Origin of the sequence: Trichocoleus sp. Lan (genome assembly GCF_039961855.1) — a bacterium.
Taxonomy (GTDB): domain Bacteria; phylum Cyanobacteriota; class Cyanobacteriia; order Cyanobacteriales; family FACHB-T130; genus FACHB-T130.
On the sequence record NZ_JAMPKA010000006.1, the window covers coordinates 137149 to 152489 of the forward strand.

17 protein-coding genes are annotated in these 15341 nt (G+C 45.8%); 13 read left to right on the forward strand and 4 right to left on the reverse strand.

The features are described from left to right. Positions 1-115: 115 nt before the first annotated feature. A complete protein-coding gene (locus tag NDA03_RS07705) occupies positions 116-709 on the reverse strand; it encodes a biopolymer transporter (protein ID WP_348237738.1) in 594 nt (197 codons plus the stop codon). A gap of 386 nt (positions 710-1095) precedes the next feature. Next, on the reverse strand, positions 1096-1371 hold the full coding sequence (locus NDA03_RS07710) for a LuxR C-terminal-related transcriptional regulator (protein ID WP_190411022.1): 276 nt from the start codon (positions 1369-1371) through the stop codon (positions 1096-1098). A 201-nt stretch (positions 1372-1572) separates the two neighbouring features. Between NDA03_RS07710 and NDA03_RS07715 the strand changes: the two genes are divergently transcribed. Both NDA03_RS07715 and NDA03_RS07720 read left to right on the forward strand, forming a co-directional pair. Next, positions 1573-2580, forward strand: coding sequence for a carbohydrate kinase (locus NDA03_RS07715; protein WP_348237739.1), 1008 nt, complete (start codon positions 1573-1575; stop codon positions 2578-2580). An 11-nt stretch (positions 2581-2591) separates the two neighbouring features. Continuing rightward, a complete protein-coding gene (locus NDA03_RS07720) occupies positions 2592-3800 on the forward strand; it encodes a class I SAM-dependent methyltransferase (RefSeq protein ID WP_348237740.1) in 1209 nt (402 codons plus the stop codon). Positions 3801-3805: 5 nt separating this feature from the next. Here the strand turns inward: NDA03_RS07720 and dndE are convergent, their stop codons facing one another. Further along, positions 3806-4213 carry a DNA sulfur modification protein DndE gene (gene dndE, locus NDA03_RS07725; protein WP_190428657.1) on the reverse strand — a complete coding sequence of 136 codons (408 nt, stop codon included), beginning with the start codon at positions 4211-4213 and terminating at the stop codon, positions 3806-3808. A gap of 215 nt (positions 4214-4428) precedes the next feature. Between dndE and NDA03_RS07730 the strand changes: the two genes are divergently transcribed. The 11 genes from NDA03_RS07730 (at position 4429) to NDA03_RS07780 (ending at position 13584) form a co-directional block, all read left to right on the forward strand. Beyond that, the gene (locus NDA03_RS07730) at positions 4429-4602 is read left to right on the forward strand and encodes a hypothetical protein (RefSeq protein ID WP_190986465.1); all 174 of its coding nucleotides are present in this window, start codon (positions 4429-4431) and stop codon (positions 4600-4602) included. Continuing rightward, positions 4599-6665: an AAA family ATPase gene (locus tag NDA03_RS07735; RefSeq protein WP_348237741.1), complete on the forward strand. Its 2067-nt coding sequence runs from the start codon at positions 4599-4601 to the stop codon at positions 6663-6665. Before NDA03_RS07730 ends, NDA03_RS07735 begins: the two co-directional genes overlap by 4 nt. Further along, on the forward strand, positions 6655-7308 hold the full coding sequence (locus NDA03_RS07740) for a Uma2 family endonuclease (protein WP_348237742.1): 654 nt from the start codon (positions 6655-6657) through the stop codon (positions 7306-7308). The genes NDA03_RS07735 and NDA03_RS07740 overlap by 11 nt, the downstream gene beginning before the upstream one ends. An 81-nt stretch (positions 7309-7389) precedes the next feature. Continuing rightward, positions 7390-8136, forward strand: coding sequence for an SAM-dependent methyltransferase (locus tag NDA03_RS07745; RefSeq protein WP_190529791.1), 747 nt, complete (start codon positions 7390-7392; stop codon positions 8134-8136). Positions 8137-8387: 251 nt separating this feature from the next. Next, positions 8388-10334 carry a DUF3370 family protein gene (locus NDA03_RS07750; RefSeq protein ID WP_348237743.1) on the forward strand — a complete coding sequence of 649 codons (1947 nt, stop codon included), beginning with the start codon at positions 8388-8390 and terminating at the stop codon, positions 10332-10334. A gap of 6 nt (positions 10335-10340) precedes the next feature. Continuing rightward, positions 10341-10892, forward strand: coding sequence for a Uma2 family endonuclease (locus tag NDA03_RS07755; RefSeq protein ID WP_190529795.1), 552 nt, complete (start codon positions 10341-10343; stop codon positions 10890-10892). Positions 10893-10943: 51 nt separating this feature from the next. After that, entirely contained in the window at positions 10944-11264 is a 321-nt protein-coding gene (locus tag NDA03_RS07760; RefSeq protein ID WP_277881824.1) for a Uma2 family endonuclease, read from the forward strand. Between the two features lie 5 nt (positions 11265-11269). Then, positions 11270-11497 carry a Uma2 family endonuclease gene (locus NDA03_RS07765; RefSeq protein ID WP_347276160.1) on the forward strand — a complete coding sequence of 76 codons (228 nt, stop codon included), beginning with the start codon at positions 11270-11272 and terminating at the stop codon, positions 11495-11497. 85 nt (positions 11498-11582) lie between these two features. Continuing rightward, complete coding sequence (locus NDA03_RS07770; protein WP_190411011.1) at positions 11583-11789, forward strand: hypothetical protein; 207 nt, start codon at positions 11583-11585, stop codon at positions 11787-11789. A 78-nt stretch (positions 11790-11867) separates the two neighbouring features. Then, positions 11868-12338, forward strand: a complete 471-nt coding sequence (locus NDA03_RS07775) for a DNA phosphorothioation-associated protein 4 (protein WP_190529799.1) — start codon at positions 11868-11870, stop codon at positions 12336-12338. Positions 12339-12798: 460 nt separating this feature from the next. Next, a complete protein-coding gene (locus tag NDA03_RS07780) occupies positions 12799-13584 on the forward strand; it encodes an endonuclease/exonuclease/phosphatase family protein (protein ID WP_348237744.1) in 786 nt (261 codons plus the stop codon). 121 nt (positions 13585-13705) lie between these two features. On the opposite strand, the gene NDA03_RS07785 is transcribed toward NDA03_RS07780, so the two are convergent. Continuing rightward, on the reverse strand, positions 13706-15307 hold the full coding sequence (locus tag NDA03_RS07785) for a DGQHR domain-containing protein (RefSeq protein ID WP_348237745.1): 1602 nt from the start codon (positions 15305-15307) through the stop codon (positions 13706-13708). Between the last annotated feature and the right edge of the window lie 34 nt (positions 15308-15341).

Genomic DNA, 15341 nt, shown 5'->3' on the forward strand with positions numbered 1-15341 from the left:
AAAGCGTAAAGTCACCGGGTCAGCCAAATTTAGAAGGGTTGCAGAAGACTCGCGGTTATTCATGTCTCTACAGCAGGTTAACCCCTGCTATTTAACTTTAATTTGGATGCGTCCATCAATTGGGAGCCGCTGGTGTGGGTGAGGCGGGGACTTCAGGGCTGTTTAGAGGTGCCGAACGGCTGGTGGGTAAGGATAATTCGACACCGGGGCCACGATCGTAAATTTCAATGTCCCACTGCCCGGAACGATTGGATTCAAAGGCAATAAATCGACCGTTCCCGCTAATGGTGGGACGGCGGACTTCACCGAGAATATTGTCGGTAATGACCTCAGATTGCAGGCTTTGGCGGTCATAAACGAAAACATCTGGTTTGCCCCGTTCCTCGGAGATGTAGACGATGTAACGACCATCAGCACTGATATCTGGCTGTTCGTGGATGACACCCGCTTGGTTGAGTCCGGGGAGAGGGATAAGGCGACGGCGCTGAACGTCGTAAAGATAGACGCCGCGACGGGCTTGGCGATTTGAGGTAAAGACGAGGTAGCGACCATCGTAAGAAAACCGGGGTTCTTGTTCGGCGGCTAAGCTGTTGAGGGAGGCTCCCAGCAGTTGCGGAGGTGGAGTGAGCAAACCGCGATCGCGACATCCACTCAAGGCGGCAAATAAACCAACTGCTAAAACTGGCAGATAACGTTTGTGTTTAGTCATTTGTCATTAGTTTTTCGGAATAGATATTAAATAACTTCAGTCTGGTCGGGGAAGTACGTCAAAAGGGCGGAGATTCCCCCCGCCCTTTCGATGTGGCGTTTGATGTTACGACCACCCAACCAAAGTACTGAATGTAGCGTTGGGTAACGCGATCGCTTAACCCAATCTACGAGGTGAAGGGATGTAGGTTATTGAATCCGCGACCCTGATTGATTCGTTTGCTAGCGAATTAGCCATTGACAAATTGAAAAGCAATTGACAATTCGCCATGAATTCGCTAATCTCACAATTCACAATAATTGACTGACCAACAACCCATAACCAACAACCCATGACCAATGACTAATGACGATTGTCTTTTTTCGCAGGGTTTCCCGGTTGCTCGCTTAGGAAATCACTTCATCCGCCGGTGTTGGCAAGGTACAGCAGTTGACTTCATTGATACAAACTTTGCCCCATTGCAAAGCCCAGCGTAGCAGCGCCACCCGATTGTCAGTCTTGGTTTTGGTCAATACATTGCTGATGTGGTTATCCACGGTTCGTTTGCTGATTTCCAGCTTTTGGGCGATGTCATGATTCGTTAAGCCAGCAGCAACTAGCTCAATGATTTGCAGTTCTCGCTCGGAGAGTGTCGCGGGGGTATAAGTCTCGCTACCAGCCATAAGTATTTTTTCCTTAGTTATATCTACTTACTATCTCTTTAATTTTAGAAGATCCTTTGGGGGTAAGCCCGTTCGTGACTGGGATTGAGACAATATCTCCCACCTCAAAAAGGCTGGGATCATCTTGAGCTTCTGTGAATATCCGGATCTAGGGGGTAGAGGCTCTGGTAGGCTGAGTTCATGTTGACAAGGAGTGCAGTTGTGACCCATCCCCGCGTTCTCTGCCTCGGAGAGATTTTGTTTGATTGTCTAGCCGATCAACTGGGGCGATCGCTTGAAGATGTCGAATCTTGGACGCCTTATCCGGGCGGCGCACCCGCAAATGTGGCGTGTGCTTTGGTCAAGTTGGGAACCCCTTCTGGATTTATCGGCTGTGTAGGTAAGGATCAGCCGGGAGACCAGTTGGTGCAGTTGTTGCAGGAAGTGGGTGTGGATAGTACGGGCGTGCAGCGCCATGACACCGCACCGACGCGGCAAGTTTATGTAGTGCGATCGCTATCGGGCGAACGGGAATTTGCCGCATTTGGCGTTAGCTCCACTTCCGCAAAAGAAACTCGTGACACGACAGAATTTTCCGATACGCACCTACAAGCGTCTGCATTGCCAGAAGCTTTGTTTGAAAACGCTGATTTTCTCGTCCTGGGAAGTCTGGAGTTAGCTTATCCTGATGCGCGAGCGGCAATTACGAAAGCCCTGGAACTGGCAGATCGGTACAATGTCAAAATTGTGCTAGATGTGAATCGGCGCGATATGTTCTGGCCCGATCCCAGCGATTCCAAGCCGATGATTCAGGAACTGATCAAGCACGTCGATTTCCTCAAAATCACTGACGAAGAAGCTGAATGGTTATTTGAAACCACTGATGCTGGCGCGATCGCTTACCGTCTGGATTCAGTAGAGGGCGTTTTAGTGACCGGCGGTGAAAAAGGCTGTGCTTACTGCTTGGGTGGGAATGAAGACAAGGTGCCAGCTTTTTCCGTCAAGGTGGTAGATACCACAGGCGCGGGGGATGGGTTCCTTGCCGGGTTCATCGATCAGTTGTGCAAGCATGGTATTCAACATCTCGCTGATGCTGAAATGGCAAAGCAGGTGGTAACTTATGCAAATGCAGTGGGTGGGATCACCGCAATGAAGCCGGGAGCGATCGCTGCACAGCCAACGGCGGCTGAAGTGGAAGACTTCCTCAAAACGGTAAAGGTTGAAGGTTGAAAGAATCGTTGATGCACGAGTCTGAATCGCTCTTGAGCTTGATTGGTGAGCGCATTGCCAACAGTCCCAACCAGCGGATTACCTTTGCTCAGTATATGGAGTGGGTGCTGTACGAGCCGGACTACGGCTACTATGCCACAAACGCCGTCAACATTGGGCCGGAAGGTGATTTTTTTACCGCTCCCAATCTGGGTGCCGACTTTGGCGAACTGCTGGCTGAGCAATTTGTCCAAATGTGGGACATTTTGGGACGTCCGGCGCAATTTACGCTTGTGGAAATGGGGGCGGGACAAGGACTCCTAGCAGCAGATATTCTGCTGCATTTACACCAGCATCATCCAGCATTCTTTCATGCCTTAGAGTACCTGATCGTTGAAAAGGCAGCGGGGCTAATTTCCCAACAGCAGCAGGTGTTGCAGAAATTAGCCCCAATATTCGCCCAAATGCAAGGCGCTACACCCGTTAGGTGGTGTTCTCTGGAGGAGATACCTAGCGCTTCGATAACTGGCTGCTTTTTTTCTAATGAGTTGGTGGATGCATTGCCAGTGCATCAGTTTGCGATCGCGCAAGGGAAGCTCAAAGAAATTTATGTCACTACGCCAGATGGAACCCATTTTGAGGAAGTAACTGGCGAACTTTCCACGCCTCAACTGGCTGAGTATTTTGATTTAGTAGGGATTGAGTTGCCCTCTGCTGCCTATGCAGATGGCTATCGCAGCGAGATTAATCTAGCTGCTCAGGATTGGCTGAGTACAGTTGCTGACAAGCTGAAGCGCGGATATTTGTTGACGATTGACTACGGCTACCCAGCAGCTCGATATTACAATCCCCAGCGGAGTCAAGGGACGCTTCAGTGTTATTACCAGCATCGGCACCATAACGATCCTTACGTGCAGATTGGGCAACAGGATATCACCGCTCATGTGGATTTTACCGCTTTGGAGCGTTGGGGCGATCGATGCGGCTTGGCATTGGTGGGTTTTACGAAACAGGCGTTGTTTCTGATGGCGCTGGGATTGGGCGATCGCATTGCGGCTCTTTCCAATAGCGATCGCCCGATTGCCGAGCAGCAAAGCATTATGGATGTACTGCGCCGTCGTGACGCCCTACACCAGCTCATCGATCCAACCGGATTGGGGGGTTTTGGCGTACTGGTGCAGTGCAAAGGGCTAAGCGAGGAAGAGAGAAAGCTAAAGCTCAAAGGTTTGACGATGCCATAAAACAATTAAAAATTTGCTTTTTCATTTTTAATTGTTTCAGCAACTTCAATTAAATTTTCAATTTTCTTGATATTCGGATCGCCTGCTAAATAACCAATCCCGCGATGCAAATGCAGGCGAAATTGAGTCGCCAAAGTCTCTCGATCGGTTCCTAATCTATCGTTGTGGCAGCGCTGTTTTAAGGCAATTAACAGAATATCAGACAATTCTCCTCCAAAGACGCGCCAAGTCATTTCGACATTACTATCTGCTGGAATTGGCACCGGGGAAGGGATTGTTGGCTCTGCCAGAGAGCGACAAAATGCCCAGCGGCAAAGAATATTCCACTGATCGATTTTGGTGTTGCGCTTGAGCTTACTTAGCTGATCTTTGGCTGTTTGAGACAGGCGAATTCGGTCAATCGGTGGTTCCATCAGTCTTTAAATAAAGCCTTAAACGATAAAACGTGAGGCTTACTCACCCGAAAGCGATCGCTTCCAAGGAGTGCTAAGCACGGAGCCTCCTCTAATTCTTTACATTAAACCGCAATTCAGTAAAAATTCTCTAACAAAATATCTTTTAAAGTTAACCTTTGCATACCTTTGGTTTTGGAAATAAAATAGAATTTATTTGCAGGGTGATAAGCCAAATGACGAAAGAACCCTATTTAAATGATGTGCAGGAGCCAATTACAACAGCTCCACCAGAAGTTTATCAAATCATTGAGCGGGTCTTACAGGCTGAAAAAGATAAGCTCTACATGAAACAACCGCGCAATATCAATGATGATATTTTGACAATTGTGAAGGAAGTCGTGCGATGAAGCTAACTTCCATTAAATTATGCAATTTTCGGCAATTTTATGGAAAAACTCCAGAAATTTTGCTTTCCTGTGGAGAGGAAGAAAATACTACGATTATCCACGGCAATAATGGTGCGGGAAAAACAACGCTGTTAAATGCATTTACGTGGGTATTGTACGAGAAATTTAGTGCCGCTTTTGCTTCACAAGAGCAGTTAGTAAATAAGCGATCGCTTGCAGAAGCCAAACCAGGCTTTTCAGTAGAATGCTGGGTGGAAGTTACTTGGGAGCATAACGATAAACGCTACCGAGCAAAACGCGAGTGTCGCGCTTATAAGGGTGCAACCATCGAGAAAGGCGAAAGCAAGCTGTATATGCAAATCGCCGGGGATGATGGAATTTGGAGATTGCCTACCCAGCATCCGGAAGATATTATTGGGCGAATATTACCCGAAAGTTTGCATCAGTATTTCTTTTTTGATGGAGAGCGAATCGAGCAAATTGTCCGCTCCGAAAAAAAAGAGGAAATCGCCGAAGCGACGAAAAAACTTTTGGGAGTCGAAGTTTTAACTCGTGCTATCAATCATCTGGGAAACGCAAGAAAAGCGCTAGAAGCTGAGTTAAAAGCGATTGGCGACTCTCAAACTCAGCAGTTATTAAAGAAGAAAGAGCAGAGAGAAAAAGAAAGCGATCGCTTATCTAATCGTCAAACTGAAATAGGGGAAGAGTTAGCAGCTCAACAGACGTTCAAAAAAGAAATTAGCAACCAGTTGCGGGAACTCGATGCGGCTAAAAGGTTAGAAGAAGAACGAAAATCTCTGGAAGAACAAAAAGCCGTAAATCAACAAAATCTCAAAAGAAGCCAAGAAGCCTTAAAACGGGCTATTTCAACCCAAGGCTACACAGTTTTATTATCCGAGACAACAGCAGCATTCCGAGCAATTATTGATAATTTGCGGCAGCGAGGCGAGTTACCATCGGGCATCGATCGGCAATTTGTCACAAATTTATTATCTCAACAACGCTGTATTTGCGGTACGGAATTGCCTGAGGGAACTGCTGCTTATGGAAGTGTTGAAAGCTGGTTGGATAAAGCGGGAATTGCGGCTGTTGAGGAAACCGCGATTCGCATGAGTGCCCAAGTAGATGAAATTGATAAGCAAGCACCAGCATTTTGGGAAGAGGTGGATACAGAGCAAGGAAATATCAATCAGTTTAGACAAACAATCTCTCAAATAGAGACGCAGCTAGATGAAATTAGAGAGAAGTTAAGGAAAGATCCCAGTGAGGAAATTCGCAACTTCCAAAAGCGATTAGATGAAATTGAAGCAAAAATTCGAGATTTAACCCTAGAAGAAGGGGAAAATCGACAGAAGATTGCTGATATTCAAATTGAAGTTGAAGGCTTAGGGAAGCAAATTGCCAAACATGAGATGAATGAGGCAAAGCAAGCGCTAGCCCAGCGACGAATTGCTGCAACCCAGGATGCAATTGAGCGATTAACCGAAGTGCGATCGCGTCTTGATCAACAGTTTCGCGTGCAGCTAGAAAAGCGAGTACAAGAAATATTTAGCGAAATTTCCTTTACTCCCTATATCCCAAAGCTTAGTGAAAAATACGAGCTAACATTAGTAGAAAATACCGCCGGTTCAGAGTCACCCGTCGCCGCTTCTACGGGAGAAAATCAAATTCTCAGCTTATCGTTTATCGGTAGCATTATCGATAGGGTTCGCGAGTGGAGTCATAAGGAAATGCTGATGGTACCAGATAGCAGCACGTTTCCAATTGTGATGGATTCTCCCTTCGGAAGTTTGGATGAAATTTATCGGCGGCAAATTGCGAAGACGATTCCCAGATTAGCAAATCAGTTAGTGGTTTTAGTCACTAAAACTCAATGGCGCGGTGAAGTAGCCGCAGAAATCGCTACTCGGATTGGTAGGCAATATGTATTGACTTATTACTCTTCTAAGCCGGAATGCGAAAAAGATTCGATTGAATTAAACGGAAACGATTACGATTTAGTTAGGCAAAGTCCTAACGAGTTTGAATATACCGAGATTGTAGAGGTGGATTATGATTTCTAGTTCATCAGCGGCTGTACAACAGAATTTAGTGACAGATACGTGGATAAAAGCACCTTGGGAAGAATTTATTGTACTAGCTGATAATCCTGCTTATGAAAATGGTAGGTTTTATTACGATCGGGGCTACATGAGGATTGAAACAATGCCAATTGTTTCCAGTCACGGGCAGGATAATTCTATCATGTCTAAGGTAGTGAGTCTTTATGCAGCAGCCAGGAATATTCGGATTAAGGAACTAGTTAATACCAGTTTCCGGAAATCAGGGGCAGGCGAATGTCAACCTGATTCTGCTTTCTACGTTGGCTCAAAATTTGTATTTCCACCGCGTTCAAATTCTCCAATTGACTTGAATGAGTTTGAACCCCCAACATTGGTAGTGGAAATTGCGGCAACAACACTTAATGATGATTTAGGGCGAAAACGTTTACTCTACGAACGATTAAGAATATCTGAATATTGGGTTGTTGATGTAGAAACTGGGGATGCGATCGCATTCTCAATTTCCGATGGGCGGAGTGGCGAAATCCAAGAGTCGTTGGTATTACCGGGATTGACACTTTCCCTCGTTGAAGAAGCACTGCAACGCAGCCAATCTGAGGATGATGGGGCAATTACTCGCTGGCTGCTACAATCATTTAGCTAATCAGCTAAAAAGGCTTCTCATACAGAAGAGGCTAAAAATAGCGATCGCTATTTTTAAAATTTATCCGCCAAAGGAGTAGGAATGGAAGTTTCTCCCAACACAGCCCGGATAATTGATTATTGGCTTGGCGGTTCTCATTACTTCCCAATTGATGTGGAAGCAGCCAAAGTTTGTGCCGGAGTATATCCTGATTTCCCAACCGTTTTTCGCAAGTTACGAGACTACATTGGTCAGGTATCCCGCTATATCGAATCTCAGGGAATTAACCAAGTTATTGTTTTTGGTTCCGGATTACCAACTTGTGGGAATGTGCATGAAGTTGTACCGCAAGCAAAGGTTCTTTATACCGATATCGATCGAGCAAATATCAAACTGGGTCAAGAGATTTTAGCCGAGAACTCGAACGCTGGCTACACCTTCTGCGATGCGACAAACCTGGATACCCTGGAGCAATCGGTTGTTGCACAAGTGCTAGGGTCAATTCGGCGTTTAGGTATGGTTTTTGTCGGTGTTGCAGCCTTTATCCCTGATGAAATTATGACCCAGATGCTCGATCAACTTTATGATTGGGCACCGGCGGGTAGTTTCTTGGCGCTGGATTTTGATGGTGAAGCGGGGATCGTGTATCCGGAAATGCTAGAACTATTGGACTCGATGGGGGCGCATGTTTATATGCGTAATCCCGAAACGATCCGAGCGCTGCTGGGACGCTGGCAATTAACTGAGCATGGTATCCTGCCAGTTGAGGCGTGGCAGGCTGACTTATCGGCAAAACCAATTGAGGCTAGCGAGCCAGTTTTTATGTATGGCTGCGTAGTTTATAAATAAATAAAATTGGTCGGTGGAGCACTCCGGCAATGTTACTACAACATTGATTTAGCAATCAAAAACCTAACCCCCCAGTCCTCTTCCCTGCAAGGAAAAGGGGAAAATTACTGCCTTCCTATAGCAGGAAAGAGATTCTCCCTAGGATTACTGAATCAGCCTTGTAGATACAGGGCGATCGCGCATCGCTTCCCACTGGCAACAAATTTGTCTAAAAATACTTCAAAGACTTTCGTTGACATTCAAGCCTTTTAATGGTTAAAACTCTCAAATTTTTGACAAATCCTGCCGTTACTTCCGTTCTTTTTGTGTCTCTGTTGGGTTTATCAACGCCCAGTACTGCCGCTTTTTCTGACATTCAAAGCCATTGGGCGAAAGATTGCATTACTCAGTTAGCCCAAAGAAAGTTAGTGACGGGCTACCCGGATGGCAGCTTTCGCCCAGAAGCAACGGTGACACGCGCTGAGGCGGCGGTGCTGATGTTGAATGCCTTCCCGAATGCGCCAGTAAAGCGCAGCAGCACAGCTTTTAAAGATGTGCCTGCTAGCCACTGGGCGAATAAAGCGATCGCAACCGCTTATCAAAAAGGCTTTTTTTCGGGTTATCCTGGCGGGATTTTTCAACCGAGTCAAGCCATTCCCAGAGTGCAAGCAATCGGCGTTATAGCAGGTGCGGCAAATTATCCCATCCCGGAAAATGTCAGTCAGACGCTGGGGCAGTATTTTAACGATGCGGCACAGATTCCCAGTTATGCCCAAAATGCGATCGCTTCCGCCGCCGTGGGCACCCTTGTCGTCAATTATCCCAACGTCAAACAACTCAACCCCAATCGCAGCGCCACCAGAGGCGAAGTGGCAGCGTCCATGTGTCGGGCGTTAAACATTTATACGATTCCGCCGCAGTATATAGCCGGGGTGGAAGTGCAACCGATGGAGGTGCGGGCTTTACCGGGAAAACTGGATGCAGTTCCCACCTTTAACAGCAACAGTCCCGAACTCGTGACAACTGAAGGCATTCTGCTGTCCACCTTCCCCCCAGCAGGCAAACAGGTGCCGGAAGCGCATTTAAATTTCCCCTTCCAGGGACGATTTGATTTATTTTCTCACCACATCGCCAGGGCAGAAAATTCCTCGCAAACGCGCACCCTTTACCAAGGCGTGATTTTGCACAATCCCGGCGATCAACCTGCCACTGTCGAAGTGCTGCAAGCAGCAAGTTACCTTTCCACTCCCGATGCGCCGTTTATTTCCTTGCCAGATATTCAGGATAATCCTAACGGCACCGTCTACGCTGGCCCTGGCAGCCGGACAATGAATGATGTGCTGCGAGGGATTCGGCAGGAAAAATTCTCCCAAAAGGTGACAATTCCACCGGGGCAAAGCCAAATGCTGATGAATCAGCCAATTCCGGTGAAGGCTCCCTCATCGAATGGTCGCACCACGATGATGCGGTTGTCGAGCGATCGCCCAATTTATGTTGCCAATTTAGCCATGAATGCCCCCCGCAATGGCAATGGCAGTGAGAGGACACCCACCTTGGCTGAATGGCAAAAGCTGCTGAATACAGGCGGTTTGGCGGGGAAGCGCGATCCAATTCCCACACCGTTAGATCCTCCCAGAGAACCTACAGTTTTTAGCCGCGTGGCGGGTGTGTCCCAAGGGGCACAATGGCAAGCACAAATGACCGATGGTTCTAATTCCTCAGATTTAACGATTCCTCAGCCGGGGAAAGCGTTTTCTTATGTATTAGGCACTCTGCATCTCATTACCCTCGGCACAAAGCAAATTCAAAGCGCCCCGATGCTAGTTCGCTATCCCGATACGGCGTATTTTGCCCACAGCAACTATGGGGTGGAATACAATCTCACTTTGCCGCTAAAAAACTCTACTAATCAAACCCAAACTGTTACTGTATCCGTGCAAACACCCCTGAAAGATGAGGGAGGAACCGATAGACTTTTGTTCTTAAATCCTCTCACTAAGCAAGTGTTTTTTCGAGGCACAGTCAGGTTGCGTTACAACGATGATAATGGAGTGGAAAAGACGCGCTACATGCATCTGGTACAGCGACGCGGACAAGCGGGAGAACCATTGGTAACGCTAAAGATGCCGCCAGGTGACAAAAGACTTGTACAGGTAGATTTTCTCTATCCTCCAGATTCCACACCGCCGCAGGTTCTCACCATCAGCACAAATGGGTAACTCACAATGAATTTAAAAACAGAAACAACAATTGAAGCTTTATACCGCATACCGGAGAATGGCAAAGCGGAAATTGTAAATGGAGAATTGGTACTGATGGCGGCGACAGGGTTTCTGCCAGGACGTGCAGGAGGTGAAATATATGTTAGCCTGCGCGATTACGAACGCAGCACCAAAAGTGGTTATGCTTTGCCTGATAATGTTGGCTTTATTGTCAATCTTCCAAACCGCCGCTCTTTCAGCCCTGATGCTGCATTCTACATCGGCAACCCTAGCGGCGGAAAGTTCTTAGAAGGGGCACCCGTTTTTGCTGCTGAAGTGAGAAGCGAGAATGATTACGGTGAGGCAGCAGAAGCGGAAATGGCAGCCAAGCGTCGGGATTACTTTGCGGTGGGTACGCTGGTGGTATGGGATGTAGATGTACTCAAGGCGGAAGTTGTCAAGGTGTATCGTGCTAGCAATCCCTCAAAGCCGCAAGTTTACCGTCGTGGTGAGGTGGCTGAAGCTGAACCCGCGGTGCCGGGATGGTTGATGGCAGTAGACGATTTGTTTGTTTAGACGCCCACTTTTAATAACACTCAATCAAGCTATTTTTACAGCTAAAAATCTATGACTACAACAGGTGTAGGCTTGTGGTCTGTAGATGAGTACCACCGTATGATCGAGGCAGAAATTCTGACAACTGACGAGCAAGTGGAACTCCTAGAAGGACAGATTCTAGAAATGAGTCCTCAACAACCTCCCCATGCTGCTGCAACGCAACGGGCGTTCAACTATCTCAACAGTCTACTGACAAATCAAGCGTTCCTGCGGATGCAGTTACCGATTACGCTGCGCCCCAACTCAGAACCCGAACCCAATATTGCTGTTGTTCGTATCGATCCCCGCATCTTGAGCGTCACCCTACACCCGATGATATCTTCCTGTTAGTTGAAGTGGCAGACTCTACTCTAAATAGAGATTGCCAGATGAAAGCACGCACTTATGCCAAAGCTGGGATTGCTGATTACTGGGTTCTGGATGTGAACACGCGACGAGTTTACGTTTTCCGCGAACCGGGAAAAGCAAATTATCAACAAGAAACTATTTTAGATGGAGATGCCATCTTTTCCCCTCTTGCCTTTCCAGAGATTGAAGTTCCAGTGAATCAACTGTTTCCCTAATCTGAGGATCGCTCTGTATCTGCATCGGTTCGGCAGATAATATAAAGAAAGTTCATTGTGCAAAGTCTTATTTTCTAATCAGACTATGACTCAAAAGCCTAAAGGATTTGACCCAGCGCCTCGTCAGCCCAAGAAAAAGGAAAAAGTGGATTTGCCTCAAGAAACCGAATTCAAAAAGCCGAAAGGTGTTCTTGAGCTTGGGGGAACAATTTTTAGGCTTGGCAAGGAGTTGGTTAGCTTGGGAAAAATATATCTGGAGCAAAGATTGAAACGTTCCCAAGGCAAAAAATGAATATTTTAGCTTAGAAGATGAACAGAGCGATCGCTATTTCAATTCGTTATGAGTATTTAAGCAAAAAATATTAACACAATGGGTGCAAATAGAATCAGAATTGCGAAAGATAAAGCTGATTTGGTGCAAGCCTTAGTCGCATCTGATAGCACAACTGGCCCTTTCCAAACCTACGCTGATGCGATCGCGTTTGCAGCAGCCTTGGGGGCGAAGCGGAAAAAGCGATCGCCTTTAGGGGAAATCTCCAAAAGGGAACCGGGTGCGATCGCGCTAGAGGTTTTTGTATCTAGAGGAACCGACCGGGTAATCCAGTTATTAGCGATCGCTGAAACTAAAGACATAAAAATTCTCTCCCCGACTGATGAAAATTCTGAAGAGCAACGTATCCGGATTTTTGAAGAATATGCCAACGGAGGGTTAGAGATTATACAAGATGAGTTGCGGGGAACAGTAGACTATACAGCCACCCTTTTATTAATCCTTAGTTCTGAACGTAATAAGGAAGAACCAGTAGAAGGGGAATTCGATCTCAGCAGGTTTCTCACTTAAGTTAGCTTTTATTATTACGTCCGACAAGTTTATCTAGCTAATTTACATGAATCATTAAATTTTTTCTCTCCCTCGTGTACTTAGCGAGCATTAACGCGCATAGCTAAGCGCATCCGTGCCGCTACGCAAACGCTAACGTGGTTCGTCGGGAAAATCTTTTACACATCCAACGATACACAAAATAATTTAATCAAGCCAGGAAATGATTGCGATTAAATTTTGCCGAATTTTGAGGTTAGTCACTCAAATTTTGGCTTACGCCTACTCAGGATTTATCGTCTTGTATTTCCTGCTGAGACTAATATTTTGGGATAGTTTCTGGCTTGTTGGCTTTGTTAGCACCTTTATCCCTTTTATTTTTTTACCGATATTAATTTTACCACTATTGGCATTTTCAACTATAAAAAAACGATGGTTCTCAATTATTTCATCGATTGCTTGCATCTTTCTGGTCAGTTGGTTGCATCTGAAATACTTTTCTCCTCACGCTTTACGATCAAACAGTTCCCAGCCTAATATCAGAATTTTATCCTTAAACAGCAGTTGGCATAAAACCAGTTCCCAAAATTTAGTTAAATTAATTCAACAACAACAACCCGATATCATTTGTTTACAAGAAATTGTTCGCAGACATACTGAAAAAGCCTTTCCTCGCTTACAGACATCCTACCCCTACCAAATTTATGCCCAAAGCGTGGCAATCCTCAGCAAATATCCAATTTTATTCTCCGAAAATTTACACTTAGCGGGTCATCGAGAAATTCAGCAACGAGCGATTATCCAAATTAATCAGCAGGAGGTAGTTGTTTACAATATTCAAGTTATATCCCCCTGGATTCGTCCCCAGAAAATTTTGCCTTTCCTCACTATTCCGATTTATGATTACACAAAACGCTCGGCAGAAATTCAGGATTTAGTGCAGCGGCTCCAGAAAGAAACCAAGCCATTTATTGTTGCTGGTGATTTTAATATGACAGACCAGTCGCAAGACTATCATTATTTAAGAACAGTTATGCAAGATTCCTTCCAAACATCAGGGTTAGGTTTTGGCTTGACTTGGCCTCATGGCTGGGAACTAAGCTTCTTGATTAAAAACTCAACTTCAAAATTAAATTATCCCCTCTTCAGAATTGACTATATTGGGTATTCAAAACATTGGGTTTCTCACTCTAGCAAAGTTTTACCGACAACAGGTTCAGATCACTTACCCGTAGAAGCAGAACTCATTTATCTCAAATCTGGTTGAGTCATAAAATCACTATTAGTCTGTCAAGACAATTTTGATAGTTTGTTCCAGGCGCAATTAATCGCGTCTGGAACTTAGGAACTCATTCAGTTACACGAAAGCCGTATCTAGAAGGCAAAGCTCAAGATAAAATTGGCGGTAATCCTACCTGCCTTGGCTCTACAAACTTGCCATTAAATCCCATTGCTTTATCTTCTATTGTTCTTCCTTCAGCTACCGCGCGGCGAATTTCTGCACGTTCCATGTCATCATCAACCCCACCCAGCAAGTAGACAATTAATCTGGCGGCTAAGTCCTTTCCGGCAACTGAAACCCGCTTTTTATTTGGGTCATACAAAACGCCATACCAAAGAGAATCAGGAGACTCCATGCCGCTGAAGCCATCATCCGCATCGTATTTCTGAAGCTTTTCAAAAATAGTTTTTAGCGAAAATCCCTTTTTGAAAACCAAAATTCCTAAAGCTTGAGCTAAGGCAACTTGCCCAACCGGGCGGAAAAGTATATTTCCTTCCCCGCCACCTTTTTCAAAATTGAAGCGGCGCATTTCCGGGGTTTCTGCGCCACTTTCTAGCCTTTTAAAGCTGAGCAGAGTTGTCAAATAGTCGAAAAGTTGATTAAATTCCTCAATTCCCTCCTCCAGTTCTCCATCATCAGGGCGCATGGGAATTAAACCCTTTTTACCAACAGGTTTCCACTTGGGAAATTTGTATTCTAAGTAGCGTTCAGACATTTCTTTGAGCGCTTGCAGGGTAGTTAAAACGGTTGACTTCGCGGCAACTGTTGCGCTATCCCAATTAACGCGAGGATTGCGCCCGTCAATATCTTTTAGTAGAGGATGGGTGACAGCAACTTTTCGGGCAACAATTGAAAATGCATCATCTTCATCTAGCTGTGCCATCTGACCTTTACTTAAAGGTACTGCCATGAGATTTACATGGACAAAGATGGATCTCACTCGTCGTCGTGCCTGTTCCCGCGTCTCTCCAGTCACGACTGCTGAAATAAATTCAATGCCTATCTTTTCTTTGGCTAAGTTTTGCAAATAAGCAGGGTCTATCTGATAGTTCTGTCTGAGATCGTCAATTGTAATAACAGCACCTGAAGGCTTTTTATCTTTTTTATATCGTGGAAGTTTACCTGTTTGAAGTAACTCCATTAAACCCTGCACGCCCATCAGTCGATGTTGACCATCCAAGGCAAAAATCGTGACATCTGGGGAAACGTTCAACAACCCTACTTTGCCGTCTTTATCTAGTGCCATAAAATCAGCAGCAGATTTAATCGCACGTCCGCTTGCATCCCACTCGGCAGCATTAGGATTGTCTACCCAAGGTTGATTGACCACTACTAATACTGGCGGGAATTTGTGAGTCTTTCGAGCTGCTAAATACTGCGTCAAGGGCGCTTGACGCGACCAATCTAGGGGTCGTTGCTGAATTTCTTCAATACTCTCGGCGTCGATTTCCACATTGTCTTTCTCTGGGTCGAATTTTTGCCGGAAAAGCGGTAGGCGAGACGCGAATCGAACGCGACTGGCGAACCATTCTAGAGTTGCCGAACCGATATACGCCTCCGTGCCGCCCATTTCTATCTTCTGAACCAGGAATTGGTCGTTCCGCGCCAGATATCTATCTAAAAGGAGCGCGATCGCTTGTTTTTCTTGGTTTTCCCGTTCCAAAATCTGGCTGGCAAGGTCAGTTGTGGGGTTGGTGGGGCTGTTCATAGGCAGATTTAGTGGGGAATTTAATTAATTTTTA